We start from the raw sequence: 24,166 nt of genomic DNA, 5'->3' as shown, positions 1-24,166 counted from the left end.
TCGCGTATGAGTCATCACGAGCTGCTGCCAATTCCGCCGGTCGAGTCCGCTACCGACCCGGTGTATTCGGCGGAGGATCTGCGTCAGCGGTGGCGTGCGCTGATGGGGCCACTGGGATTCGGCGAGCGGATGCTGTGGTTCGCTTTTGTCGGGCCGGATCGTTGCTTGGCAAAGGTCCTCAGCCACCTGCCGATCCGACCGCGACCGCAGGCTCGAATCCTGAAGGACCTGATGTCAGCACTGCGCACGCTGCTCGACGACGTCGCCCCGGGCACCACGGTGGCGTTGCTGCTGACTGGACCGGGCCGGGGCCCGGTTTCGTCGGCCGAGCTGGTCTGGTCGAAAGAGCTGACGGCCATGGCCGCGCAATTCGACGTGCCGCTCGAACCGATCTTTCGCGCCAACGACGAATTGCTGGTCCAGGTCGTATAAACCGCGTATCACAGAAAATGCGTTACTGTGAATCTGTGAAGAACATCACCGTCTCGGTGTCGGACGATGTGTATCGCCAGGCGCGGATTCGGGCCGCGGAGCTCGGCAAGTCCCTCAGCGCCCTCGTTGCAGAATTCCTTAACTCGCTTTCCGAGCACGAGGCGGAATTCGCTCGCCTTGAGGCAAAGCAGCGGCGAGTCCAGAGCGAAATCCGGCGCTTCCGTGCGAGTGACCGCCTGAGCCGCGACGACGTCCACGAGCGTGCGGTTCGTTGACACCACCGTTCTGCTGTACGCGATATCACGCGATCGGCAGGAGCGGGATAAAGCGAAACGCGCCAACGAGATTCTGGCTTCGCGTGACCTGGCACTGTCTGTCCAAGTGCTGCAGGAGTTCTACGTCCAGGCGACCCGAAGCAGCCAGCCGGATCCCATCACACATGAGCAGGCCGTCGAGTTGGTGGAATCGTTCATGCGATTTCCGGTTGCACCAATCACGGTCGGGTTGATGCAGGCCGCCCTTGCAACACGGCGGGAGTGGGGCATCTCTTACTGGGACGCCGCAATCATCGAGGCCGGGCGGTCGCTGGGCTGCAATGTCGCCCTTTCTGAGGATCTCAGCGACGGTGAGGATTACGCCGGGGTGCGGGTGGAGAATCCCTTTCGCTAGTTACAGCAGGTAGCGGTAGGCCGGCGAGTCGGGCTCGAGGGCCTCGACGTGAATCTCAGTGGCCCGCATCCGTTCCAGCAGCCCGTCGAGGTCGGCCGCCGATCCCAGCTCGATGCCGACCAGCGCCTCGCCGGTCTCCCGGTTGTTGCGCTTGACGTACTCGAACAGCGTGATGTCGTCGTTGGGCCCGAGCACGTCGTCGAGGAATCGGCGCAGCGCGCCCGGCTCCTGCGGGAAGTCGACCAGGAAGTAGTGCTTGAGGCCGAGATGGACCAGCGAGCGCTCCAGCACTTCCCCGTAGCGGGACACGTCGTTGTTGCCGCCCGAAATCAGGCACACCACAGTCGAATCCGGCTCGACGTCGGTCTCCAGCAGCCCGGCCACCGACAGCGCACCGGCCGGCTCGGCGATGATGCCCTCGTGCTGGTACAGATCAAGCATCGCAGTGCAGACGGCGCCCTCGTCGACCGCCGTGATCGACACCATGTCCCCGGCGGCGGCCAGCGCCGCGTACGTCAGGGTGCCGGCCCGGTTCACCGCGGCACCGTCGACGAACTGGTCGACATAGTCCAGGGTTACCGGCTCACCGGCGGCCAGCGCCGCCATCATCGCGGCCGCCCCTGCCGGTTCGACGCCCAGCACCGACGTGTTCGTCGTCCGCTCCGCCAGATACGTGGTGATGCCGGCGATGCAGCCGCCGCCGCCCACCGGGACTACCACCAGATCCGGTTCGCCGTCGAGCTGGTCGAGCAGCTCGACCGCGATCGTGCCCTGCCCGGCGATGGTCCGCACGTCGTCGAACGGCGGGACCAGGGTGGCGCCGGTTCGCGCCACATCCTCGAGCGCGGCCGCGGCGGCCAGGTCATAGGTGGTCCCGCCGACGATCAGCTCGATGAAATCCCCGCCGTGATAGCGGATGCGGTCACGCTTTTGCTTGGGCGTCTTGGCCGGCACGTAGACCCGCCCGTGGATGCCCAAGGCCCGGCACGCAAACGCGAAGCCCTGCGCGTGGTTGCCCGCCGACGAGCACACCACGCCCGCGGCGACCTCCTCCGGCGACAGCTGTACCAGCAGGTTGTAGGCGCCGCGCAGCTTATACGACCGGACCGACTGCAGATCTTCTCGCTTGAGGTACACCCTGGCGCCGGTGATCGCCGACAACCGCTCGCAGAGCTGCAGCGGTGTCGGTGTGACCACGCCGGCAATCCGGTCAGCCGCCGCGTCGATGTCGCCCGCGGTCAGCGGACCGGGGACCGGGGTGCTCGGCGTCTGGCTCGGTTCGGCGGACACCGGTCAATGGTGCCACCTAACAGGCAGTTCAGTGCACAGGGGTCAGCACAAACACCGGAATTTGCCGGTCGGTCTTGGCCTGGTAGTTGGCGTAGTCCGGCCACGCCTCGACGGCCCGCTCCCACCAGACGGCCTTCTCGTCGCCGAAGACCTCGCGCGCCTCGTAGTCGCCGCTGACCGCGCCGTCCTGCAACTCGACCCGCGGGTTCTTCTTGACGTTGTAGTACCAGACCGGGTTCTTCGGGGCACCGCCCAACGACGCGACAATCGCGTACTCGCCGTTGTGCTCGACCCGCATCAGCGGCGTCTTGCGGAGTTTGCCGGTTTTGGCTCCGACCGTGGTCAGCAGGATGACGGGCTTTCCCTGCATCTCGGTGCCCTCGGTCCCGCCGGACTCCATATACTTCTCGGCCTGTTCGCGGGACCAATCAGAGGCACTGGGGGCGTATTCACCTGATAGCGGCATGCCACCCACCTTAGAGGCAAGGCGCCCCGGATCCGGTGTTTCGGCTGGCCGAAAACTCAAGTGCCCGGTATCCTGAACTTTGTGACGACGCGGCAACCTGTACTGCTGGCCGGGGTGCCCTGGCCGCGCTACAAGCTGGTCGCGTTGCTCGCCGGCCTGGTCACCTTCTTGATCGTCGGCCTGCTGACCACCAGCGCCGCGCCGTCGGTGCTGGCCGCCGCGGCGGTGTCCGTCGTGTCCGGCCTGACGTTCAAGGCCCTCTCCCGCGCCTAAGCGGGTTGCGCCGTCGAGGCGGCCCTGGGTTCGTGCACGTCGGGCCCCGGCTCGGCGGCGTAGAGCTCCTCGATTTCGGCGGCGTACTTCTCCGCGATCGGGCGCCGTTTGAGCTTCATTGTCAACGTCATCTCGTCGCCGCCGGGCTCCCACAACGTGGGCAGCACCCGGAAGCGCTTGATCTGTTCGACCCGCGACAGCTTGGTGTTGCCCTCGGCCACCCCCGCCGCGATCCGCGCGATCACCTGTGGGTCGGCGGCCAACGCCGCAGCCGACGGGTCCAGACCGTGCTGGGCGGCGTACGGCCCCACCGAATCGGCGTCGAAGACCAGCAGCGCGGTGTTGTATGGCCGGCCGTCACCGATCGTGACCATGGCGCCGATCATCGGGCAGGCGGCCATGATCGCGTTCTCGATGTTGGCCGGCGACATGTTCTTTCCGGCCGCGTTGATGATCAGTTCCTTTTTGCGGTCGACCACGCGCAGGTAGCCGTCGGCGTCGACGTCGAGAATGTCGCCGGTGTGCAGCCAGCCGTCGGGGTCGATCGCCTCGGCGGTCTTCGCCGGTTCCTTGCGGTAGCCCTTCATCACCAGCGGCCCGCGCACCAGGAACTCGCCGTCGTCGGCGATTTTGCTCTGAAGCCCCGGCAACAGCTTGCCCACCGTCCCGAGCCGGCCTTCGCGTGGATGCACCACGCTCGCAACGCAACTGAGCTCCGACATGCCCCACACCTCCGAGATCGGAATACCGATTCCGGCGAAGAAGCCCAGAGTTTCCTTGGGAATCGGGGCCGCCCCCGACACCGCCCAGCGCAGCTGGTCCAGCCCCAGCCTGGCGCGCAGCTTGGACAGCACCAACTCGTCCGCGGTCGCCCATTCCGCCGCCACATCATCCGGCACCGGGTTCCCGGCAATCAACGCCTCGGCCCGTTTCCCGGCCAGTGCCAGCGCCCACTGCAACGCGAGACGGCGCTCTTCGTCCGGCTCGTTGGCCACAGCGAATTCGATTGCCGCCTTGAGCTTTTCCCACACCCGGGGCACAGCACCCCAGATCGTGGGTCGCACCTCCGGCAGCGCAGCCGCGATCGCCCGGGCGTCGGACACCACGGTGACCTGCGTGCCGAAAACTTCCTGGTCGTACAGCGCCATCATCCGGTCGGCGATGTGCGCCGAAGGCAGGAACGAGGTTATCCGGTCACCGAATTCGACACCGAGAACGGCGCCCAGAGCTTCCCCTTCGAACAGCAGGTTGGTGTGCGTCATCTCCACCCCCTTGGGGTTGCCGGTGGTCCCCGACGTGTAGATGAGGGTGACGACGTCGTCGGGTTGCACTGCCCGCCAGGTGGATTCGAAGTCGAAGTCGTCGGCACCGGCGGCGTACAGCTCGTCGACCGACAGCGTTTCCGGCGGTGAGCCGTCGATGCACACGATGTGCTCGATCGGCGCGCCGCTGGCGCGGATCCGGTCGACGTATTGCGCCTCGCACATCACCACCTTGGTGCCGGCATTGTCGAAAAGGTAGGTCAGTTGCTCGGCGGGCAGAGTGTTGTAGACGGAGAACGACGTGGCGCCGACGTGCTGTGCGCCCACCTCGAGTGGGTAGAACTCGATCCGGTTGGCCATCATCAGCGACACCGTGTCGCCACGGCGCACTCCAAGCCCTGCCAGCCCTGCCGCGACCCTGCGCACCTGCGCCGCGTATTCGCGCCAGGTCAAGGTCTGGGTGTCACCGGGCGTGCGCAGCGCCACGGCATCCGGATCGATGGCCGCAGTGCGCTGAAATGCCGCGGGCATGGTGCGCGGCCGCTCGGCTGTCGTCATCTCGTTCTCCTTTGCTACCTACCCGATCAGAGCACAAACCCGACCGGCGCAGGAGTAGGTTCGCCGACATGGCGGCGACGCTGATCACCGGTGCGAACGTGTGGGACGGGATCGCGGAGTCCGCACTTCCACGACAGGTGCTCGTCGCCGACGGCCGAATCCAGCGGGTCGCCGAGACGCTCGAACCGCCGGGCGATGCGCGGGTAGTCGACCTGTCTGGGCACACGCTGACGCCGGGATTCATCGACTGCCATACCCACGTGACATTGGCGCCGCCGCTGGGCCCGCAGCTGGCCGCACACTCGAGCACCGCCAAGGCGTTGATGTCCCTGCCGGTATTGCGGGTCCTGCTGAGCAACGGATTCACCACGATCCGCGACTTGGGTTGCGGCGACGTCGACTACCCGACGATCGACCTGCGCGACGCGGTGGCGGCCCGCCTGGTCGAGGGGCCGCGGATGGTGGTGGCACCACACATGATTTCGGCGCGCGGTGGCCACGGCGACTTCAGCGGATTCCTCGCCGACGAGTATCAAGGGCCGGCGCGGCCACTGGAATTGGCTGCCGCCGATGGCGGCGACGAGATCCGCTCCCGGGTCCGGCAGGAGATCCGGGCCGGCGCCGACTGGATCAAGTTCGCCGCGACCGGCGGCTTCGCCTCGCCGTCGGACGATCCCGGCAGCGCCACCTACAGCCAGGAGGAGATGGACGTCCTGGTCGCGACGGCCACCGACCTCGATATCCCGGTCACACCGCACAGTTACGGCGACGAAGGTATCCAGCGCGCCGTCCGCGCCGGCGTACGCAGTATCGAGCACGGAAACCTCGCCTCGGCCGAGACATTGCGAATGATGGAGGACGCCGGGGTTTTCATGGTCCCGACGCAGTACGCGATCCTGTCCGGCGCCCGCCGCGGCGAAGACGATCCGCTGTTGGCCGGTGTTCCCGAGTACGCGCTGCGCAAGTTCCGCAAATACCGCGGCCCGTTGCTGGATGCCGCCGAGCGGCTGGCTGCCAGCAACGTGCGCATCGCGTTCGGCACCGACGCCGGGATGTTTCCGCATCACGAGAACTGGCGCGAGTTCCCGGCGATGGTGTCCACCGGCATCACTCCGCTGCGTGCCCTGCAAGCCGCCACCAGCGTCGCCGCCGAACTACTCCGGCTCGACGACCTCGGTGTGATCGCCGACGGCAAGATCGCCGATCTGATCGCGATGCCCGGCGATCCGTTCACCGACATCGAGGTCACCGGTCAAGTGGACTTTGTGATGAAAGACGGTGTGGCCTACAAGGATCCGGTTCAGGCGGGCAAGGCGGTGTGAATGCCGCATGTGCACGCGTCGATTGACGGGCAGGTGCACCGCATGCCCCATTCGATGACTGCCCGGGCCCGGGCGAGCGACGCCATCTGAGCGTCGATCTCGGCGAGCTTGGCCTTGGCCAGAGCGCGGCTTACCGGGCGTCCGGGCTCGTCGTCGGCGAACAGCACCTGGATTTCGTCCAGCGCGAACCCGGCGGATTTGCAGAGCCGGATCACCTCGAGGCGAGCCAGCACCGCGTCGTCGTAGCGGCGCTGACCGCCCATCCGCGCCGGTGGCGGAACCAGGCCGATCTTCTCGTAGTAGCGCAGCGTGGTCGCGGCGACACCGGCTTGGCGGGCCACCTCGGAAATCGTCAATGCTGCAGGCATCGGCCCTCCCGGTCTTGACTTAGAGCCAACTCTAAGTCGTTGACTGGATGCCATGCAGGAACTGCGCGGCGCGCGCTATGCCCTACTGCGGACCTTCCGGAACGATGGCACACCTGTCGACACCCCCATCTGGTTTGCCCTCGATCGAAATGCGCTGCTATTTCGGACCAAAGTGGGCCCGAAGACGCGCCGGCTGGCGGCGCGTCCCGACGTCGAGCTCACCGCCTGTGACTACCGCGGCCGCGTTGTTCCGGGCGCGAGGACGCTGGCAGGCCGCGCGACGATCCTGTCGGGTACCGAGGCCGAAGCCGGCAATCGCGTGCTGCACGAGCGGTACAGCTGGCAGTGGAACATCGTCCCGCTGATCAAAGTCCCGGGCGTGACCAACGTGCACCGCGACTTGTCGATCCGCGAGAAGCTGCGGCGCGCCCGCGCTCGCGGCGTGTGGAGCGACAGCGTCATCGTCCGGGTGGAGGTGGGCTAACCCGCCCTCGCCGAGTGGCCAGTTGTGACACGGCTTTTGGACGGACGCGTGCATTAAGTGGCCATTCGGCGTCTGCTTGGGGCTTACCCGCTCAGGCAACCGGGGCCGAGTAGGGCTTTGAGGTCGCCCATCAACGCCGGCGACGGCGTCACCCGCAGCGACGAGTCGAGCTCCAGCGTGGTGATCCGGTCACCGCTGACCAGCCGCAGATGCACCTGCGACGTTCCGGGGTGACGCGCCAGCACTTGCTTGAGCGCACTGACCTTGTCGATGGTGCATTGGCGGGTCGGCAGGCTGACCGCTAGCGGCCGGTCCACCTGTGCGCTGGAAAAGTCCGGCACCACAAGCTCGTTGGCGATCAGGCAGACCCTGTCGTCGGAGATCTTCACCCGCGCGTTGACCAGCACCACCGCGTCGTCGACGATGTCGGCGCCGTAGGCGGAATAGGTGTGCGGGAAGAACATCACCTCGATGCCACCGGTGAGGTCTTCCAATTGCGCTGATGCCCAAGGCATCCCGTTCTTGTTCACCCGCCGGTTGACCGAGGCGAGAAGGCCGCCCACCTTGACGGCGGTGTCGTTGGGGACGTCGCCGTCGAGGATCGCGGGGATGGGCGTGTCGACCTGGGTGGCCAGCAGATGCGCGACACCGTTGAGCGGATGCCCGGACACGTACAAGCCCAGCATCTCGCGCTCCAGCGCCAGCTTGTGCTTGTCGTCCCACTCCTCGTCCGGCACCTTGATCGTGAACACCGCGTCGGTGCCGGCGTCTTCGCCACCGAACAGGTCGAACTGACCCATCGCCTCGGCCTTCTTGGTGCCCAGCACCGAATCCACCGCGTCGGTGTGCACCAGGAACAAGCCTTTTCGCGGGTGGCCCAGCGAGTCGAACGCGCCGGCCTTGATCAGCGACTCGGTGACCCTCCTGTTGCACGCCGCGATGTCGATCTTGTTGAGGTAGTCCGAGAAGTCGGTGAACTTGCCCTTCTCGGTACGGGTATTGATCAGGGAGGCAACGACGTTGGCGCCGACGTTGCGCACCGCCCCGAGCCCGTAGCGGATGTCGGCGCCCACCGAGGCGAAGTTGAGCCCGGACTCGTTGACGTCCGGCGGCAGCACGGTGATGCCGAGCTTGCGGCAGTCGGCAAGGTAAACCGCGGCTTTGTCCTTGTCGTCGCCGACCGACGTCAAAAGCCCCGCCATGTATTCGGCGGGATAGTTGGCCTTCAGGTACGCGGTCCAGTAGGACACCATGCCGTAGCCGGCGGCGTGCGACTTGTTGAACGCGTAGTCGGCGAACGGCAGGATGGTGTTCCACAACGCCTTGATGGCAGCGGCCGAGAAACCGTTGGATTGCATTCCCGCCGAGAAGCTTTCGTACTCGGCGGCCAGCACGTCGGCCTTCTTCTTGCCCATCGCCTTACGCAGAATGTCGGCTTGGGCCAGCGAGTAGCCGGCCACTTTCTGCGCGATGCGCATGATCTGCTCTTGGTAGACGATCAGGCCGTAGGTCTCGGCGAGGATCTCCTCGAGCGGCTCGGCGAGCTCAGGATGGATCGGCTTGATCGGCTGGCGGCCGTTTTTGCGGTCGGCGTACTCGTTGTGGGCGTTTTGCCCCATCGGCCCGGGCCGGTACAGCGCGATCACAGCGACCACGTCTTCGAACCCGGTGGGCTGCATGCGGCGCAGCAGGTCGCGCATCGGCCCGCCGTCGAGTTGGAACACCCCGAGCGTGTCGCCGCGACCGAGTAGCTCGTAGGTCGCTTTGTCGTCCAGCGGCACCGATTCGAGGTCGAGGTCAATTCCCCTGTTGGCCTTGATGTTCTCGATCGCGTCGCCGATGATCGTCAGGTTGCGCAGCCCGAGGAAGTCCATCTTCAGCAGGCCGATGGCCTCACAGGCCGGGTAGTCCCAGCCGGTGATGATCGCCCCGTCCTGCGGCCGCTTCCACAGCGGAATGGCCTCGGTCAGCGGCTCGCTGCTCATGATCACCGCGCAGGCGTGCACGCCGGCGTTGCGGATCAGGCCCTCCAGCCCGCGGGCGGTCTGGTAGATGGTGCGCACGTCGGGGTCGGTGTCGATCAGGCCGCGGACCTCGGCGGCTTCCTTGTAGCGCTCGTGGTTGGGGTCGGTGATGCCGGCCAGCGGAATGTCTTTGGCCATGATCGCCGGCGGCAGCGCCTTGGTGATCCGGTCGGCGATCGCAAAGCCGGGCTGGCCGTAGTGGATCCGCGCTGAATCCTTCAGCGCCGCTTTGGTTTTGATGGTGCCGAAGGTGATGACCTGGGCGACCCGGTCCTGCCCCCACTTCTCGGCGGCGTAGCGCACCATCTCGCCGCGGCGGCGGTCGTCGAAGTCGATGTCGATGTCAGGCATCGACGTGCGCTCCGGGTTGAGGAAGCGCTCGAACAGCAGCCCGTGCGGGATCGGGTCGATGTCGGTGATGCCAAGCGCATAGGCGACCAGCGAGCCGGCCGCCGAGCCGCGGCCCGGCCCCACCCGGATGTCGACCGAGCGGGCGTAGTTGATCAGGTCGGCGACGATCAGGAAGTACGACGGAAATCCCTTGTCGCAGATGACTTCGATCTCGTAGGCAGCGCGCTGCGCATAGCCGTCGGGCAGCCCGTCGGGGAAGCGCCGCCGCAGCCCGGCGTCCACTTCGTGGCGCAGCCACGACGCCTGGTCGTGGCCTTCGGGCACCGGGAAGACCGGCATCCGGTTGCGCGGCGCCCACACGTCGGCATAGGAGCTCACCCGCTCGGCGATCAGCAGCGTCGCGTCGCAGGCGCCGGGCACTTGGTCGTCCCAGATGGTGCGCATCTCGGCCGCGGATTTCAGGTAGTAGCCGTCCCCGTCGAACTTGAACCGGTTGGGGTCCGACAGCGTCTTGCCGGTCTGCACGCACAGCAGCGCCTCGTGGTTGTGCGCGGCGTCGCGGGTGACGTAGTGGCAGTCGTTGGTGGCCAGCGGCGGGATGTTCAGGGTGCGGCCGATTTCCAGCAGCCCGTCGCGGACCCGGCGTTCGATGTCCAGCCCGTGGTCCATCAGTTCGAGGAAGTAGTTCTGCGGACCGAAGATCTCCCGCCACTTGGCGGCGGCTTCCAGCGCTTCGCGGCGCTGCCCGAGCCGCAACCGGGTCTGCACCTCACCGGACGGGCAGCCGGTGGTGGCGATGATCCCCTCGGCGTGCTCGGCGATCAGCTCGGCGTCCATGCGGGACCACTTGCTCAGCTGACCCTCGAAGGACGCCAGCGACGACAGCTTGAACAGGTTGCGCAGGCCGGTGGCGTTCTCGGCGACCATGGTCAGGTGGGTGTACGACCCGCTGCCGGACACGTCGTCGCTCTTCTGGCCTGGGTCGCCCCAGAAGACGCGACGGGTATCGAATCGGGACGCGGGCGCGATGTACGCCTCGACGCCGATGATCGGCTTGATGCCCGCTTTGGTGGCTGCGTTGTAGAACTCGCTGGCGCCGAACATGTTTCCGTGGTCGGTCATCCCGATCGCGGGCATGTCCAGCCGCTCCGCCTCGGCGAGCATCGGCGTGATCTTCGCAGCACCGTCCAACATCGAATACTCGGTGTGGTTATGCAGGTGCACGAAGGACTGGTTCATAGAGACGCCAGTCTATGACCGGGCACCGACGAGTCTCGGCGTGTCGCGATCCGTGTCTGGAAAGTCCCGTTTTTCGCCACAGTCGCTGGCCGGCTGTTCTAGCTTGACAGGCATGAGCGTGTACCGGGTCACCGACTTGATCGGGACGAGCACCGTGTCTTGGGAGGATGCCGCGGCAGAGGCGGTGCGCCGGGCGCAGGAGACCATCGACGACATCCGGGTCGCCGAGGTCGTCGAGCAGGACCTGGCCCTGGACTCGGGTGGGGGGATCACCTACCGCACGAAGCTGCGGATCTCGTTCAAGATCAGGCCGCGGCAGAAGTCCTAACGGCGCAGGTCCCGGACGATCCGCAGCGCGGGCAGCAGCACACTGCGCGGCGCAAACCGGCCGCCCATACTGGCGACTTTCGGCACCAGTCCGGGCACGACGCTGCGCTTACCGGCCCGCATCCCGGCGATCGCGGCTTCGGCGACGTCGTGCGGCGAGACTTGCGCAAAGCCGACATTCACGTGTTCGGCGTCGGCGATCTGCGCCCATTCGGTGGGCACCGGTCCCGGACACAGGACGGTGCACGAGACTCCCGTCCCGTGCAGCCCCTCGTGCACGGCTTCGGAGAACGTCTGGACGAACGCTTTGGTGGCGGAGTACACCGCCATGCCCGGCAACGGCTGAAACGCCGCGATCGAGGCGATGTTGAGCACCGCTCCAGCGCCGCGCTCTACCATGCCGGGCAGCGCGGCGTGGGTCAGTTCCATCAGCGCCAACGCGTTCAGCGTGACCTGCTCGGTTTCCCGTTCGATCGGCAGCTCGTGGAAAGCTCCGCTGGTGCCGAAGCCGGCGCTGTTGCACAGCCCCGCGATCGGCTCGCGGCCGACCAGGTCGGCCAGCGCGGCACGCCCCCGGGTCTTGGCCAGATCCAGGGGCATGACGTCGACGCCGACGGAGTATCTCTTGGTGAGTTCGGCGGCGAGGTCGTCGAGGCGTTCCCTGCGGCGCGCGATCAGCAGCAGCGGGTAGCCGCGGCGCGCCAGGCCGCGGGCCAATTCGGTGCCGATGCCGGACGAGGCGCCGGTGACGACGACGGCTGCCTGGTTGCTCGGTTTAGGCAGGCTCATGACGTCTCACCAATGAATTCCGCGGGTGGCCCGCACAAAGGTTTCGCTGCGCTTGTCGAATGTGCTTGTCTCCTCGGCGCTTTCGCCGCCCTGCGCCGCGGCGGAGTCGTCGAACATGGCGAAGGCGCGGGTGCGGACGTAGTCCATCACCAACGGGTTGACCGCATCGGCAACAGCGGCGAACTGCCCGATCGGAGGGCTGACCCGCCGCGGCCGGTGCACGATCGCGTCGGCGAGCACACCCGCCGCCTGATCGGGCGTCAGCGTCGGGAACCGGTCATACATCGTCGTGGGGCTGATCATCGGTGTGCGTACCAGCGCCATGTGCACGGTGGTGAATCGGACGTCGTCGTTGACGGTTTCGGCCTGAAGCGCGTCACACAGCGTGTCGAGCGCGGCCTTGCTGGCGATGTAGGCGCCGAAGCGCGGTGCGCGGGTCTGCACACCGGCAGACGACACGTTGATGATCTGGCCGAAACCGCGTTCCCGCATGCCGGGAACGAACTTGAGAATGAGTTGCACCGCGCCGAAGTAATTCAGCTGCATGGTCCGCTGGTAGTCGTGAATTCGGTCGTAGGACAACGCCAGTGAGCGCCTAATCGACTTGCCCGCATTGTTGATCAGGATGTCGACACGACCGAGGTCGGCCAGCACTTGGTCGGCCATCGCGGCAACCGCGTCCATGTCGGACAGATCGCACGGATAGACGCGGGCGGTTCCGCCGTCGGCACGGATTGCGCCGGCGACCTTCTCCAGCTTCTCGGGGGTCCGGGCGACCAGCACCACCTCGCCGCCGGCCCGGGCGATTTTCTTGGCAGCGGCTTCGCCGATGCCCGACGATCCCCCGGTGATCAGGGTGATCGTGCCGTCGACGGCGTCGTGCAGGGTCCGGCCCTGGACCGCGTCGAGCAGGTTCCGCAGATAGAACGGCCGATATCGCCCGGCCGAGTTGGGCGTGTTGACGATGTTGGAGACGGCCGCGATCGGCTTTTCGACAAAGCTTGTGAGGTCACCAAGATTCATGGGTCTACAGTGTCCTACACCACAGCGGGTGAATCGTGGGCAATCGGCTTGTTACATCGAGTAATCCGCCCGTGACGACGGTCTAACTGCCGTGCAACCGCCCGATGATGGCCTAGACGCATGGGAATGCTTTCACCGTTTCGCAAGAGCAATGCGACCAGTATCTACGACAAGATCGGCGGCCACGAGGCGCTCGAAATGGTTGTCGAGGACTTCTACATGCGGGTGCTCGATGACGACGAGCTCGCGGGCTTCTTCGCCGGAACCAACATGAACCGGCTCAAAGGCAGGCAGGCCGAGTTCCTGGCCGCGGCGCTGGGCGGCCCGGAGGCATACACCGGCGCGCCGATGAAGCAGGTACATCAGGGCCGGGGCATCACCATGCACCACTTCAACCTGGTGGCCGGGCACCTGACCGACTCGCTGTCGGCGGCCGGTGTGCCGCCCGAGACGGTCAACGAGATACTCGGCGTTCTGGCGCCGCTGGCCGGCGACATCGCCTCGGACGCCGAGACCGCGCGGGTCTAAGCCGCACACAGGTCGCCGAGCGTGACAATGCATGCATGTCACACACGTTCGACGAGCTTGTTGCGGAAGCCGCCGCGGCGCCGGTCGAAGGCTGGGACTTCTCCTGGCTGGACGGCCGCGCGACCGAGCAGCGACCGTCGTGGGGCTATCAGCGGCTGATGAGCCGGCGGTTGGCGACCGTCTCGGCCGCGGCGGACCTGCATACCGGTGGCGGCGAGGTGCTGGCGGGCGCGGAAAAGTTTCCGCCGACGATGGCCGCCACCGAGTCGTGGGCGCCCAATTGTGCTCAGGCCACCAAGCGGTTGCATCCGCGCGGCGTGGTCGTCGTCGCAACCGGAGATCAGCCGCCCCTACCGTTCGTCGACGAGGCCTTCGACCTGGTGACCAGCCGGCACCCAAACACCCTGTGGTGGACCGAGATCGCCCGCGTGCTCCGGCCGGGCGGAACCTACTTTGCGCAGCACGTCGGTCCGGCAACGATGCTCGAACTGATCGAGTTCTTCCTCGGCCCCAGGCCGCAAGCCGGGGCCGAGCGACACCCGGATGCCGAGCGGGCACAGGCGATTGCGGCCGGCTTGCACGTCGTGGAGATGCGCATGGAGCAGCTGCGTGCTGAGTTCTTCGACGTCGGTGCGGTTATCTATTTTCTGCGCAAGGTGATTTGGACCGTGCCCGATTTCAGCATCGACCGCTACCGGGACCGGCTGCGCGAACTCCATCAACGAATCCAGACCGACGGCCCGTTCGTCGCACACGCCACCCGAACTTTGGTCGAGGCGCGTAAACCCGGCTGATCACCCCTCGGCCCGCAGCACATCCAGCGCGTGCTGCAGATCATCGGGGTACGGGCTGACGATCTCGATGCGCCGGCCGTCTGCCGGATGAGCGAACGCCAACGACCGGGCGTGCAGCCATTGCCGTTCCAGCCCAAGCTTTTTCGCCAGTTTCGGATTGGCGCCGTAGGTCAGGTCGCCGCAGCAGGGATGGTGCAGCGCCGCGAAATGCACCCGAATCTGATGTGTGCGACCGGTTTCCAGGTGCACGTCGAGCAGGCTGGCAGCGACGAACGCCTCGATGGTGTCGTAGTGAGTCAGGCTGTGCCGGCCATTGGCAGTGACGGCGAACTTCCAGTCATGGCCACGATGGCGGCCGATCGGCGCGTCGATGGTTCCGCTGGACGGGTCCGGATGTCCTTGCACCAGAGCGTGATACCGCTTGTCGACGGTGCGCTGCTTGAACGCCCGCTTGAGCACGGTGTAGGCACGCTCGGAGATGGCCACCACCATCACCCCCGACGTCCCGACGTCCAGACGGTGCACGATGCCCTGGCGTTCGTGCACACCCGAAGTGGTGATCCGGTAGCCGGCGCCCGCCAGTCCGCCCAGCACGGTCGGCCCGGTCCAGCCGACCGAGGCGTGCGCGGCCACCCCGGCGGGTTTGTCGACGGCGACGATGTCGTCGTCGGAGTACAGGACTTTCATGCCTTTGATCTCGACGGGCGTGTTCTCCAGCGGCGCCGGGGCATCGGGCAGCCGCACATGCAGCAACGCACCCGGGCTGAGCCGGTCGGACTTGCCGGCCGGCACGCCGTCCAACTCGACGTCGCCGCCTTCGGCCAGCGCCGCGGCGGCGGTGCGGGACAGGCCCAGCAGCCGCGCCAGCCCGGCGTCCACACGCATGCCCGCCAAGCCCTCCGGGACGGGCATCGACCGGTCGGGCATCAGCGCTCGTCGGGCTTGCCGGCGGTCTCCAACAGGTCGTCGCCCGGTTTGCGCCGGCCGACGGTGTCGAAGTCGAAGCCGAACACCGACAGCGCGACCAGCAGGATCGCCCCGCCCACCACCGACGGGTCGGCGACGTTGAACACCGGCCACCAGCCGATCGAGAGGAAGTCGACGACGTGGCCGCGCAGCGGGCCCGGCGACCGGAAGAACCGGTCGACCAGGTTGCCCATCGCGCCGCCCAGGATCATGCCCAGCCCGATCGCCCACCACGGCGACACCAGGCGGCGCCCCATCCAGAAAATCCCCACCACCACACCTGTCGCGATGAGGGTCAGCAGCCAGGTGTATCCGGTCGCCATCGAGAACGCGGCCCCGGAGTTGCGCACCAGCGTCCAGGTGACGGTGTCGCCGATGATCGACACCGGTTGGCCCGGGGTCAGCAGTCTGACGGCGAGAACCTTGGTGACGATGTCGAGCGCCAGCACCACCGCCGCGACAGAGAGCAGCAGGCGCAGCCGTCGCGGCGGCGCAGGGGTTTGCGGCGTCCCCACAGGGGATTCGTCAGTCACGCCCCTATCATCCCAGCATGAGCCGCGTCACGGTGATCAGCACCGGCGGAACGATCGCCACCAGCACCGACGCCGACGGGGTACGCCGGCCGACCCGTGGCGGCGCCGAACTGACCGCCGGTCTGGACGTGGACGTGCTCGACGTGCTTTCCCTGGACAGCTCGCAACTGACGCCGGCCGACTGGGACGTGATCGGCGCGGCGGTGCGTACGGCGGTGGACGTCGGCGCCCGCGGCGTGGTCGTCACGCACGGCACCGACACCCTCGAGGAGACCGCGCTGTGGCTCGACCTCACTTACGACGGCGCGGCGCCGGTCGTGGTCACCGGGGCCTTGCGCAGCGCGGACGCGCCCGACGCCGACGGCCCGGCCAACCTGCGCGACGCGCTGTCGGTGGCTGCCAGCGCCGATGCCCGCGAGCTGGGCGTCTTGGTGTCCTTCGGCGGCCGGCTGTTGCAGCCGCTGGGCCTGCGCAAAGTGGCAACCGGATTCGCCGGCGAGCCGCTAGGGACCGTCGAGGAAATCGTCCGCGACAAAGTCCGGCCCTACCTGGGGAAGCTCAGTGCGGCCGGCGCGCCGCGCGTCGACATCGTCGCGACCTATCCCGGCGACGACGCGGTGGCGCTGGATGCCTGCGTGGCCGCCGGCGCCCGCGGCGTGGTGCTGGAGGCGCTCGGCTCGGGCAACGCCGGGGCGGCGGTGATCGACGGGGTGCGCCGGCATTGCGCCGACGGCGTGGTGGTCGCGGTGTCGAGCCGGGTCGCGGGCGCGCGGGTCAGCCCGGGCTACGGGCCGGGCCGCGAGCTGGCCGACGCGGGTGCGGTGATGGTGCCGACACTGCCGCCGAGCCAGGTGCGGGTGCTGGTGATGGCGGCGCTGGCGGCCGGTCTACCGGTCGGCGATGTCCTCGGCCGCTGGGGCTGATTCGACAAGTCCCGCAACGTAATCCGGCCAGTCGAGACTGTCGACGGGGTTGGCGGCGGCCAGGTCGCCGGCGTCGGACGCGAAGGTGCGGGCCGGGCCGGGACCGGTGCTGCGGGTTTCGAACCGCACGGTGACGACGCCGTGGCCGGCGCCCTGCACCCAGCCGTGCCCGAAGTCGCGGTGGGTGACGTCGTCGCCGATCCGCCACGCCGCGGTGTCCGGCTGCGCCGGCACCTCCGCGGCGTGGTCGGAGTGCGACGTGTCGGCCGAGGCGTCCAAATCCGGGAACAGCGACTCCTGACGCACATCGGACAACCCCGAAAACCCCACGCCGAGTAAGCGAATCGGCCCGATCTGGCGGGGGTCGAGCAGCAGCCGGCGAGCCAGCACGATCAGCGCGGCCGCGTCGGCGGTCGCGTACGGCAGGGTCGCCGAGCGGGTCAGCGTGCTCATGTCGGACTTCTTCAATTTCACCGTGACGGTGCGCGCGCCGCGGCCGTCACGGGTCAGCCGCTGGTGGGCGTGCTCGGCGATCGGGCCGACGGCCTCCTGCAGTTCCTCCAGCGTGGTCAGGTCGGCCGGGAAGGTGGATTCGGCGCTGATCTGCTTGGCCTCGGCACGTTCGGTGACCGGGCGTTCGTCGATGCCGCGGGCCAGCCGGTGCAACGCCGGCCCGATCGTGGCGCCCAGGATGCTGGCCACCTCGGCCTCGTTCAGCGCCGCGAGCTGGCCGATGGTCTCGATGCCGAGCCGATGCAGCTTCTCCTCGGCGACGGGCCCTATCCCCCACAGTCTTCGCACCGGAAGGCCGGCGAGCAGCTGTGTTTCCTCGGCGCGCCGAACAACCCGAATGCCGTCGGGTTTGGCCATGCCCGAGGCGATCTTGGCGATCTGCTTGCCCGACCCGGCGCCGACGGACGCCACCAGGCCGGTCTCGCCGCGCACCCGTCGCCGCAGCTGCTCGCAAAACTGCTCGACGTCGCCCGGCGAGGCTCCGGCCAGCTCCGGCGGCTCCGCGAATCCCTCGTCGAACGACAGCTGTTCGACGACCGGCACCACGCTGCGGATCACGTCGAAAACCCGGCGGCTGGCCACCCCGTAGACCACGCCGCGCGGCGGCAGCACCACCGCGTGGATACCGACAAGTCGGCGCGCCTGATGCATCGGCATCGCCGACCGGGCACCGAACACCCGCGACTCGTAGCTGGCGCCGGCCACCACGCCGCGACCGCCCAGCCCGCCGACCAGCACCGGCCGGCCCCGCAAAGTGGGCCGGGTGAGCTGCTCGACGGACGCGAAGAACGCGTCCATGTCGAAGTGCAGCACCCACCGCGAGTCCACAATCGCCGATGGTATTGCGCTAACGTCTTGGTCCATGGCCATGAACCTGTGTCACCGGTTGTGCTGCAGTTCCGACCGGTGGGCGAAGGCGGTCGAAAGCCAGCTGCTGCCATGGGCGCTCGCCGATGTAGAGCTGGGCGACAACGTGCTCGAAATCGGGCCCGGCTACGGCGCCAACATCCGGGTGCTGATCGACAAGGCGCCGCACTACACCGCCGTCGAGATCGACCCCCCGATGGCGCAGCGGTTGGCGGCCCGCTACGGCGACCGGGCGCAGATCATCAACGGCGACGGTACCGCCACCGGATTGCCCGCCGACGAGTTCAGCTCGGTGGTGTGTTTCACGATGCTGCATCACGTTCCCACCCCGGCACTGCAGGACCAGCTGTTCGCCGAGGCGTTCCGGGTGCTGCGGCCCGGCGGTGTATTCGCGGGCAGCGACAGCGTGGGGTCGCTTCGATTCCGGATCGTGCATTTCCGCGACACCTGCAACCCCGTCTCGCCGGCAATGCTGCCGGATCGGTTGCGCGCGGCGGGTTTTGGCGACATTCAGGTCGACACGCACGACGGCAAGCTCCGCTGGCGCGCGGTCAAGCCCGGCTGAGGAACGACATGTCGACGGCATGGTCGCGGGTGCGTCAGGAATGGCTGCAACGACTGGAATCCGACGAACGCTCCGCCGTGTTGGCCTGGGCGTCATTCACCATCACGTTCACCGGGCTGCGCGCGCTGACCCACTGGATTCACGCCGGCCACGGTCCGTCAGGCGGCGGGATAAAGCTGGGCGACAGGCATTTTCACCACTACAACATCGGGATCGCGTTGCTCTCGGCAGTTGGCGCGGTGGGCCTGCGCGGGTCGGACAGGCAACGACGCCACCCTGTCGCGGCGGTGGCCTTCGGGGCGGCCAACGCGATGATCGTCGACGAGCTGGCGCTGCTGCTCGACCTCGAGGACGTGTACTGGAAGTCGGAGGGGCGCGAAAGCGTCGACGCTGCAGTCGGTCTCATCGCCGCCGGCGCGACGCTCCTTGCGGGTATGCCGTTCTGGCCGTACGCGCGGCACGCGCTGCGACCGGCCCGCTAACCCTAGGCCTTGGCGATCGCCACCCGTACGCCGTCGCCGATTTCGACGGCATCGGCGGGTTCATCGAACTCGAAACTTGTGGCCAGGATTTCGCCCGCGATCAGGTCGCGATGCGTTGCCGCCCACGGCGCGTACTGGGCAGGCACCGACATCACCACGCTGATGCGGTCGGACACGTCGAGGCCGGTCGACTTGCGCAACTCCTGCAGTTCGCGGATGCGGTCCTTGGCCCAGCCCTCGGCTTCCAGCTCGGGAGTGACCGTGCCGTCGAGGACTACCAACCCGGCGCCTGCCGGCAGCGCGGCGGTGTACTCCGGCTCGGCGGCCACCAGCCGCGAGCTGTATTCGTCGGGCTGCAGGACCGCCGGACCCGCCGTCAGCGTGCCGTCGTCGTTGACGACGCCCTCGCCGGCTTTGACTGCCTTGATGGCTGCCTGCACATCCTTGCCCAGCCGTGGCCCAGCAACGCGGGCGTTGACGGTGAGCTCGAAGCGGCCATAGCGGGCGATGTCGTCGGTGAGGTCGACGCTCTTGACGTTGAGCTCGTCGGCAATCAGGTCGGTAAACGGCTCAAGCCGCCGCGGATCCTCCACGGCTACCGTCAATTTCGGCAACGGCAGGCGCACCCGCAGCTTCTTGGCCTTACGCAACGACGACGCCGCCGAGCACACCTCGCGAACCTGGTCCATCGCGGCCACCAGCTCGCCATCAGCGGGGATATCGCCGGCGGTCGGCCAGTCGGTCAGATGCACCGAACGCTCGCCGGTGACACCGCGCCAGATGATCTCGGTGGTCAGCGGCAGCAGCGGCGCGGCCAGCCGGGCGGTGACCTCCAGCACAGTGTGCAGGGTGTCGATCGCGTCGGCGTCTTCCTCCCAGAACCGTTGCCGGGACCGTCGCACGTACCAGTTCGTCAGCGCGTCTGTGAATTGACGCAACTCCTCACACGCGCCGGAGATGTCGCAGACGTCCATGGCCGCTGTGAGGTCGTCGCGCAGAGCCGCCAGCTTGGCCAGAATGTAGCGGTCCAGCACGTGCGGCGAATCCGTGCGCCAGGTACCGACTTTCGGTGCATACAACGCCAGGAAGCTGTAGGCGTTCCAGAACGGCAGCATCACCTGGCGCACGCCCTCACGGATGCCGGGCTCGGTGACAATCAGGTTGCCGCCGCGCAGGATCGGCGAGGCCATCAGGAACCACCGCATGGCATCCGATCCGTCGCGGTCGAATACCTCGGTCACGTCGGGATAGTTGCGCAGCGACTTGCTCATCTTCTGCCCGTCGCTGCCCAGCACAATGCCATGCGCCACACAGGTTTTGAACGCCGGCCGGTCGAACAGCGCGGTGGCCAGCACGTGCAGGGTGTAGAACCAGCCGCGGGTCTGGCCCAGGTATTCGACGATGAAGTCACCCGGATAGTGGCCGTCGAACCAGTCGCGGTTCTCGAACGGGTAGTGCACCTGCGCGTACGGCATCGACCCGGAGTCGAACCACACGTCGAACACATCCGGGATGCGCCGCATCGTCGAACGTCCGGTGGGGTCGTCCGGGTTGGGCCGGGTCAGCTCGTCGATGTAGGGCCGATGCAGGTTGTCGGGGCGCACCCCGAAATCGCGCTCCAGCTCGTCGAGGCTGCCGTACACGTCGATCCGCGGATACGCCGGGTCATCGGAGACCCACACCGGAATCGGCGTGCCCCAGTAGCGGTTTCGTGAGATCGACCAGTCGCGCGCGTTGGCCAGCCACTTGCCGAAGATCCCGTCCCGGACATGCTCGGGATACCAGGTGATCTGCTGATTCAGCTCGACCATGCGGTCCCGGAACTCGGTGACCTTGACGAACCACGACGACACCGCCCGATAGATCAGCGGGTTGCGGCAGCGCCAGCAGTGCGGATAGGGGTGCTCGTAGGTTTCGTGACGCAACAGCACCGCGCCGTTGGCCGCGGCCGGACCGGTGCCGTTCTTCAGATCGCGGATGATGTGCGGGTTGGCGTCGAAGACGTGCTGGCCCGCATAATCCGGGACCGTGGCGTCGAAGCGACCCTTGGCGTCGACGGGCGTCACCGGCACGATGCCCGCGCGGTCGCCGGTTTCCTTGTCGTCTTCGCCGTAGGCCGGCGCCATGTGCACGATCCCGGTACCGTCCTCGGTGGTCACGAACTCGCCGGGAAGCACCTGAAAGGCTTTAGCCAAATCGTTGAAGCGCGAGTCCATGAAATACGGAAACGGCGGCAGATACCGCAAGCCCAGCAAGTCGGCGCCGCGGTAGCGGCCCAGCACCTCCGGCTCGTCGCCGAGCTCGCGGGCATACGCGGCCAGCCGCGCTTCTGCCAGCACATAGCGACGATCCCCGACGCGCACCTGCACGTAGGTGACGTCCGGATTGACCGCGACAGCCTGGTTGGACGGCAGCGTCCACGGTGTGGTCGTCCACACCAACAGATACGCCCCGGCCAATTCCCCTTCGGGCACAAGGAATCCGACCGTGATCGCCGGATCCTGCCGGCTCTGGTAGATGTCGTCGTCCATCCGCAGCTCGTGGTTGGACAACGGCGTCTCGTCGCGCCAGCAATACGGCAGCACCCGGTAGCCCTCGTAGGCTAAACCCTTGTCCCACAACTGCTTGAACGCCCAGATCACCGACTCCATGTAAGGCAGGTCGAGCGTCTTGTAGTCGTGCTCGAAGTCCACCCAACGGGCCTGGCGGGTGACGTATGCCTGCCATTCGTCGGTGTAGCGCAACACCGATTCGCGGCAGGCCTCGTTGAACGCGGCGATGCCCATCGCGTCGATCTGGGATTTGTCGGTGATGCCGAGCTGTCGCTCGACCTCGAGTTCGGCCGGCAACCCGTGAGTGTCCCAGCCGAAGCGGCGCTCCACCTTGTAGCCGCGCATCGTGCGATACCGCGGCACAATGTCTTTGACGTAGCCGGTGAGCAGATGCCCGTAATGCGGCAGGCCGTTGGCGAACGGCGGCCCGTCGTAGAACACGTACTCTTCGGCGTCGGCGCGACGGGCGATGCTGGCGCGGAAGGTGTCGTCGTGGTGCCAGTCGTCGAGGACCTCGAGTTCGGCCGCCGGAAAGTCGGGCGCGCCGCCGGCCAGCTTCGGGTAAGTCAAAGCGTCGTCTCCCTGTGCCACTTCTCTGGCCGGGGACGACGAACGCGCTGTAGCGCGAGCGCCGCGGTACCACCCCGCTTGCCACACCGAGGCGTGGCCGCTCATTTCAGGCTGTGACGGGCCTACCCGTTCGGTTCTACTGAGCCTGACCGGCCGTTCTTCCGAAGGCTCCCCGGTGATGGCCGGATCGACGCCGCTGGCCCGATTCTACGGGCGGCGCGCAAATCGAGCCCGGCGAGCCCGGACGTCGTCGGCTGTGAGCGCGCCGCCACACCGGTCGCAGTGCAGGCGGTCCTGGGGATGCCCGCCGCAGTCGTGGTGTTCCAACGCCATCGGCGGCCCATCGGGCTCGCCGTAGTAGCGGTCTCCCCACAGCATCAGATGTGCGAGCACCGGCAACAGCGCGCGGCCCTTCTCGGTGAGGTGGTACTCGAATCGCTCGGGCCGGCTCTGGTAGCGCCGCCGTTCCAGCACACCCTCCTCGACCAGGTGCGCCAGCCGTGCGGCAAGCATGCTGCGGGTGATGCCGGTGCCGGCGCACAGCTCGTCGAACCGATGCCGGCCCAGGTAGACGTCACGGATGATCAGCACAGACCACCGCTGCCCGATCACCTCCAAAGCGCGTGCAATGGAGCAGACCTGGTCGGGATAGTCGCGGTCCAACATGATCAGTCCATGCTAGCCGGGTTAGTTGTGTGATGCGACTGATAGCCGTAAGGTCAGTCGCATGACACGACTCGAGGCTGGCGCCGACACCCTTATCGCGAATGTCTCCGACACGGCCCGCTGGATCGCGGCCTACCGCGCCACCGAGTCCGCCCGCCCCGACGCCCTGTTCTGTGATCACCTCGCCCAGCGGCTCGCCGGTGAGCGCGGCCACGCCATCGTCGCCGCAGCCCCGCGAGTCAGCTGGGCCCTGGTGGCGCGGACCAAGCTGATCGACGACATCGTCGTCAAGGCCATCGGCGAGGGTTGCGATCGGGTGCTCAACTTGGCCGCCGGCCTCGACACCCGGCCGTACCGCCTGGACCTGCCACCGGATTTCACCTGGATAGAAGCGGACCTGCCGGCACTGCTGGCGGAGAAGGAGCAGTCGCTCGCCGACCAGACACCGCGGTGCCAATTGAGCCGCTGGGCCGTCGACCTCGCCGACCCCGCGGCCCGCGACGCGTTCTTGACGGAGGCGCTGGAAGGCGCGGGCAAGGCGCTGATCTTGACCGAGGGGCTGCTGATGTACCTGGACGAACGGGACGTCGCCACCTTGTCGCAGGCCTTCCGGCGTCCGGGCGTCGCCTGGTGGGTGCTCGATCTCTGGGGCGCGGGCTTGAAGAAATGGATGGTCAGGAAGACCCGGGCCGTCATGGGGAACGCGCCGTTCAAGTTCGGGCCAGCGAACGGTGTGGCCCACTTCGAGGACCTCGGCTGGAAACCCGTCGAGACCGAGCCGATACTGCAGGCCGCACAGCGCTTCGGCAGGCTGCAATTCCCGTACCGCTTTGCCGCGTACCTGCCCACGCCTGACCCCCGCAATCCGGGAACCAAGCGCTGGAGTGCCGTCACCCGGCTGGCCCCGTAGAGGCGCTCAGCCCAGCGCGGCCTTGGCGTCGGCGAGGTTGTCGGCGGCCAGCACCAGCCGGGTGTTGGTCGCCAGATACACGGTCTCCAGGTTGACTTGCGCAGCGCCCAGCTTGTGCACAACCTCCGCGAGCCCGCCGGGGCGGTCCTCCACGTCGAGCACGATCACCTCTTGCTCCTCGGCGATTTCGATCCCCGCGCCCTGCAGTGCCTCGAACGCGGGCGTCGCGTCGTGCACCAGGATGTGGATCTTGGCCTGTCCCCCGCCGCTGGTGACGGCGCACAGACCGGCGATGTTCACGCCTGCGTCGCCCAGCACGTCGCCCACCCGGGCGAGCTCGCCGGGGTCGTCGTCGACATACAGCGTCAGATCGGTCGCCATGGGCTAACGCTAGTCGCCGTCAAAGCCGCGCGGAACCTG

General features: G+C 67.5%; 26 protein-coding genes. 13 read left to right on the top strand and 13 right to left on the bottom strand.

Features of this window, described 5'->3' with window-relative positions; translation table 11 throughout:
• Positions 1-6 precede the first annotated feature (6 nt).
• The 3 genes from MFM001_RS13245 to MFM001_RS13235 are packed head-to-tail and all read left to right on the top strand — an operon-like array spanning position 7 to position 1,101.
• Positions 7-432 (top strand): hypothetical protein, encoded by a 426-nt coding sequence (locus tag MFM001_RS13245; protein WP_116375721.1) that lies wholly within the window; start codon positions 7-9, stop codon positions 430-432.
• 35 nt (positions 433-467) lie between these two features.
• The gene (locus tag MFM001_RS13240; RefSeq protein WP_116375790.1) at positions 468-707 is read left to right on the top strand and encodes a hypothetical protein; all 240 of its coding nucleotides are present in this window, start codon (positions 468-470) and stop codon (positions 705-707) included.
• The gene (locus MFM001_RS13235) at positions 694-1,101 is read left to right on the top strand and encodes a PIN domain-containing protein (RefSeq protein ID WP_116375720.1); all 408 of its coding nucleotides are present in this window, start codon (positions 694-696) and stop codon (positions 1,099-1,101) included. The genes MFM001_RS13240 and MFM001_RS13235 overlap by 14 nt, the downstream gene beginning before the upstream one ends.
• Here the strand turns inward: MFM001_RS13235 and ilvA are convergent, their stop codons facing one another.
• Entirely contained in the window at positions 1,102-2,391 is a 1,290-nt protein-coding gene (gene ilvA / locus MFM001_RS13230) for a threonine ammonia-lyase (RefSeq protein WP_116375719.1), read from the bottom strand.
• 28 nt (positions 2,392-2,419) lie between these two features.
• Positions 2,420-2,857: a nitroreductase family deazaflavin-dependent oxidoreductase gene (locus MFM001_RS13225; RefSeq protein ID WP_116375718.1), complete on the bottom strand. Its 438-nt coding sequence runs from the start codon at positions 2,855-2,857 to the stop codon at positions 2,420-2,422.
• Positions 2,858-2,938: 81 nt separating this feature from the next.
• On the opposite strand from MFM001_RS13225, the gene MFM001_RS13220 reads away from it, so the two are divergent.
• Positions 2,939-3,130, top strand: a complete 192-nt coding sequence (locus MFM001_RS13220) for a hypothetical protein (RefSeq protein ID WP_192886928.1) — start codon at positions 2,939-2,941, stop codon at positions 3,128-3,130.
• Here MFM001_RS13220 and fadD11 read toward each other — a convergent pair.
• On the bottom strand, positions 3,127-4,950 hold the full coding sequence (fadD11, locus tag MFM001_RS13215; RefSeq protein ID WP_116375716.1) for a fatty acid--CoA ligase FadD11: 1,824 nt from the start codon (positions 4,948-4,950) through the stop codon (positions 3,127-3,129). The two genes, MFM001_RS13220 and fadD11, sit on opposite strands and share 4 nt — an antisense overlap.
• A gap of 68 nt (positions 4,951-5,018) precedes the next feature.
• Here fadD11 and MFM001_RS13210 point away from each other — a divergent pair, with 68 nt between their 5' ends.
• Complete coding sequence (locus tag MFM001_RS13210) at positions 5,019-6,272, top strand: amidohydrolase family protein (RefSeq protein ID WP_116375715.1); 1,254 nt, start codon at positions 5,019-5,021, stop codon at positions 6,270-6,272.
• Here MFM001_RS13210 and MFM001_RS13205 read toward each other — a convergent pair.
• Positions 6,251-6,640, bottom strand: coding sequence for a helix-turn-helix domain-containing protein (locus MFM001_RS13205; protein ID WP_116375714.1), 390 nt, complete (start codon positions 6,638-6,640; stop codon positions 6,251-6,253). The two genes, MFM001_RS13210 and MFM001_RS13205, sit on opposite strands and share 22 nt — an antisense overlap.
• Before the next feature lie 52 nt (positions 6,641-6,692).
• Here MFM001_RS13205 and MFM001_RS13200 point away from each other — a divergent pair, with 52 nt between their 5' ends.
• Positions 6,693-7,124: a PPOX class F420-dependent oxidoreductase gene (locus MFM001_RS13200; protein WP_116375713.1), complete on the top strand. Its 432-nt coding sequence runs from the start codon at positions 6,693-6,695 to the stop codon at positions 7,122-7,124.
• A gap of 83 nt (positions 7,125-7,207) precedes the next feature.
• On the opposite strand, the gene dnaE is transcribed toward MFM001_RS13200, so the two are convergent.
• A complete protein-coding gene (gene dnaE, locus MFM001_RS13195; RefSeq protein ID WP_116375712.1) occupies positions 7,208-10,738 on the bottom strand; it encodes a DNA polymerase III subunit alpha in 3,531 nt (1,176 codons plus the stop codon).
• Positions 10,739-10,850: 112 nt separating this feature from the next.
• Here dnaE and MFM001_RS13190 point away from each other — a divergent pair, with 112 nt between their 5' ends.
• Positions 10,851-11,066, top strand: a complete 216-nt coding sequence (locus MFM001_RS13190; protein ID WP_116375711.1) for a dodecin family protein — start codon at positions 10,851-10,853, stop codon at positions 11,064-11,066.
• Here the strand turns inward: MFM001_RS13190 and MFM001_RS13185 are convergent.
• Both MFM001_RS13185 and MFM001_RS13180 read right to left on the bottom strand, forming a co-directional pair.
• Positions 11,063-11,854 carry an SDR family oxidoreductase gene (locus MFM001_RS13185; RefSeq protein ID WP_116375710.1) on the bottom strand — a complete coding sequence of 264 codons (792 nt, stop codon included), beginning with the start codon at positions 11,852-11,854 and terminating at the stop codon, positions 11,063-11,065. The genes MFM001_RS13190 and MFM001_RS13185 overlap by 4 nt on opposite strands.
• A gap of 6 nt (positions 11,855-11,860) precedes the next feature.
• The gene (locus MFM001_RS13180) at positions 11,861-12,877 is read right to left on the bottom strand and encodes an SDR family NAD(P)-dependent oxidoreductase (RefSeq protein ID WP_116375709.1); all 1,017 of its coding nucleotides are present in this window, start codon (positions 12,875-12,877) and stop codon (positions 11,861-11,863) included.
• Positions 12,878-12,997: 120 nt separating this feature from the next.
• On the opposite strand from MFM001_RS13180, the gene MFM001_RS13175 reads away from it, so the two are divergent.
• A complete protein-coding gene (locus tag MFM001_RS13175) occupies positions 12,998-13,405 on the top strand; it encodes a group 1 truncated hemoglobin (RefSeq protein ID WP_116375708.1) in 408 nt (135 codons plus the stop codon).
• 35 nt (positions 13,406-13,440) lie between these two features.
• Positions 13,441-14,199 carry a methyltransferase domain-containing protein gene (locus tag MFM001_RS13170; RefSeq protein ID WP_116375707.1) on the top strand — a complete coding sequence of 253 codons (759 nt, stop codon included), beginning with the start codon at positions 13,441-13,443 and terminating at the stop codon, positions 14,197-14,199.
• Here the strand turns inward: MFM001_RS13170 and MFM001_RS13165 are convergent, their stop codons facing one another.
• Positions 14,200-15,126 carry an RluA family pseudouridine synthase gene (locus tag MFM001_RS13165; RefSeq protein ID WP_116375706.1) on the bottom strand — a complete coding sequence of 309 codons (927 nt, stop codon included), beginning with the start codon at positions 15,124-15,126 and terminating at the stop codon, positions 14,200-14,202. It abuts the gene before it with no gap.
• Positions 15,126-15,698: a signal peptidase II gene (lspA, locus tag MFM001_RS13160; RefSeq protein ID WP_116375705.1), complete on the bottom strand. Its 573-nt coding sequence runs from the start codon at positions 15,696-15,698 to the stop codon at positions 15,126-15,128. Before lspA ends, MFM001_RS13165 begins: the two co-directional genes overlap by 1 nt.
• A gap of 17 nt (positions 15,699-15,715) precedes the next feature.
• Between lspA and MFM001_RS13155 the strand changes: the two genes are divergently transcribed.
• Positions 15,716-16,621, top strand: a complete 906-nt coding sequence (locus MFM001_RS13155) for an asparaginase (RefSeq protein ID WP_116375704.1) — start codon at positions 15,716-15,718, stop codon at positions 16,619-16,621.
• Here MFM001_RS13155 and MFM001_RS13150 read toward each other — a convergent pair.
• A complete protein-coding gene (locus tag MFM001_RS13150) occupies positions 16,586-17,947 on the bottom strand; it encodes a DNA polymerase IV (protein ID WP_192886939.1) in 1,362 nt (453 codons plus the stop codon). The two genes, MFM001_RS13155 and MFM001_RS13150, sit on opposite strands and share 36 nt — an antisense overlap.
• A 49-nt stretch (positions 17,948-17,996) precedes the next feature.
• Here MFM001_RS13150 and MFM001_RS13145 point away from each other — a divergent pair, with 49 nt between their 5' ends.
• Together MFM001_RS13145 and MFM001_RS13140 are read left to right on the top strand one after the other, a co-directional pair.
• On the top strand, positions 17,997-18,566 hold the full coding sequence (locus MFM001_RS13145; RefSeq protein WP_116375702.1) for a class I SAM-dependent methyltransferase: 570 nt from the start codon (positions 17,997-17,999) through the stop codon (positions 18,564-18,566).
• Positions 18,567-18,574: 8 nt separating this feature from the next.
• Positions 18,575-19,048, top strand: a complete 474-nt coding sequence (locus MFM001_RS13140) for a hypothetical protein (protein WP_116375701.1) — start codon at positions 18,575-18,577, stop codon at positions 19,046-19,048.
• 2 nt (positions 19,049-19,050) lie between these two features.
• Here MFM001_RS13140 and ileS read toward each other — a convergent pair whose 3' ends face one another.
• Both ileS and MFM001_RS13130 read right to left on the bottom strand, forming a co-directional pair.
• Positions 19,051-22,275, bottom strand: coding sequence for an isoleucine--tRNA ligase (gene ileS, locus MFM001_RS13135; protein ID WP_116375700.1), 3,225 nt, complete (start codon positions 22,273-22,275; stop codon positions 19,051-19,053).
• 102 nt (positions 22,276-22,377) lie between these two features.
• Positions 22,378-22,836, bottom strand: a complete 459-nt coding sequence (locus tag MFM001_RS13130; protein ID WP_116375699.1) for a helix-turn-helix domain-containing protein — start codon at positions 22,834-22,836, stop codon at positions 22,378-22,380.
• A gap of 61 nt (positions 22,837-22,897) precedes the next feature.
• Here MFM001_RS13130 and MFM001_RS13125 point away from each other — a divergent pair, with 61 nt between their 5' ends.
• Complete coding sequence (locus MFM001_RS13125) at positions 22,898-23,746, top strand: SAM-dependent methyltransferase (RefSeq protein WP_116375698.1); 849 nt, start codon at positions 22,898-22,900, stop codon at positions 23,744-23,746.
• Positions 23,747-23,752: 6 nt separating this feature from the next.
• Here the strand turns inward: MFM001_RS13125 and MFM001_RS13120 are convergent, their stop codons facing one another.
• Entirely contained in the window at positions 23,753-24,127 is a 375-nt protein-coding gene (locus MFM001_RS13120) for an amino acid-binding protein (protein ID WP_116375697.1), read from the bottom strand.
• Between the last annotated feature and the right edge of the window lie 39 nt (positions 24,128-24,166).

The sequence above is a fragment of the Mycobacterium sp. MFM001 genome, assembly GCF_003402475.1.
In the GTDB taxonomy this organism is placed as follows: Bacteria; Actinomycetota; Actinomycetes; order Mycobacteriales; family Mycobacteriaceae; genus Mycobacterium.
Note: the sequence above shows the minus strand (reverse complement) of the source record. Positions and strands in the feature narration are given on the sequence as shown.